Annotated in this window: 1 protein-coding gene; it reads left to right on the forward strand. The window is 48.3% G+C overall.

The window, feature by feature from the left end; all coding sequences use genetic code 11:
* The first annotated feature begins 76 nt into the window (after positions 1-76).
* Positions 77-1258, forward strand: coding sequence for an integrase core domain-containing protein (locus ICN12_RS10730; protein ID WP_216272499.1), 1182 nt, complete (start codon positions 77-79; stop codon positions 1256-1258).
* Positions 1259-1319: the final 61 nt, after the last annotated feature.

Raw genomic sequence — 1319 nt, forward strand, 5'->3', positions numbered from 1 at the left:
TGTACGACTCGATACATAGTTAACACTTTATACCGGACACATACTTTACAGTTTTTGGCATAGGAGGGACCTTACTATGCCGTGGAATGAAAGTACGAAGATGGATGAAAAGCTCAAGTTTGTATCTCGTTACCTTGATGGCGAGAAGATTGCTACCCTGTGCCAGGAGTTTGGAATCTCCAGAGTCACTGGCCATAAAATCATTGATCGCTATAAAGACAGTGGTTTAGAAGCCTTTACGGATCGATCTCGACGACCATTTCGGCAAGCCAACCGCTTGCCCTTCCAGGTCGAGCAATTGATCGTGAACCTCAAAAAAGAGTTCCCAACCTGGGGCGCTCCTAAACTACGAGACCGAATCCATACCCACTACCCTGAGCTGGCTTTGCCCGCTAAAAGTACGGTACACGCAGTTCTGGATCGCCATGGCCTAGTCAAGAAGAAGCGACGCCGCCAGTATCCCAAACTTACCGGGACAAACCTATCGGATCTTAAAGAGCCCAATGCCCTATGGTGCGTGGATTACAAAGGGGAGTTTATGCTGGGTAATAAGCAGTACTGTTACCCCTTAACCGTGACTGACTATGCCAGCCGCTTCCTCATTTGCTGTGAGGGCCTAGAGAGCACCAGAGAAGCTGGGGCCTTTACGGTCTTTGAACAACTCTTTAAGGAGTATGGGCTGCCAGGCTCTATCCGCTCAGATAATGGCGTGCCGTTTGCATGTGCTAATGCGCTCTATGGACTCTCGAGCCTATCGGTGTGGTGGTTGCGCTTAGGCATTGGTATTGAGCGCATTAAGCCCGGCAATCCTCAGCAAAATGGTAGGCATGAACGCATGCACTTAACGCTCAAGCAAGCCACGACTAAACCACCAGCCAAAACGATGTTGCAACAACAAGATAAGTTTGAAGACTTTATCTATGAGTACAACTTCGAGCGTCCCCATCAAGCTTTAGCGATGAAAAAACCAGCAGAGTTATATCTACCATCTACCAAGAGATATGAAGGGCTACCTGATGTGAGTTATCCCTTCCACGATAAGACAGTGACCGTGACCAACTGCGGACGCATCTGTTTAGATGGTAAGAAGATTCACTTTAGTACGGTGTTCGCTGGTCATGACGTGGGCTTACGGCAGGTCGAAGACGACGTGTGGTTGGTGAGTTTTATGGATTACGATATGGCTTACTTTGATATGGAGTCTTCTCGGGTACAGGCCCTAGAAAACCCATTTGGTCCCAAAGTATTGGGGATGTGATTGGTAAAGGTGTAAACCATGTGGTCGGTACCGGACGTAAAGCATGTGTCCGGTACGTACC

The organism is Polynucleobacter sp. AM-25C3 (assembly GCF_018882335.1).
In the GTDB taxonomy this organism is placed as follows: Bacteria; Pseudomonadota; Gammaproteobacteria; order Burkholderiales; family Burkholderiaceae; genus Polynucleobacter.

Excerpts from the sequence above, each read along its gene's own strand:
- ICN12_RS10730 (WP_216272499.1), top strand. The coding sequence starts at position 77 with ATGCCGTGGAATGAAAGTACGAAGATGGATGAAAAGCTCAAGTTTGTA.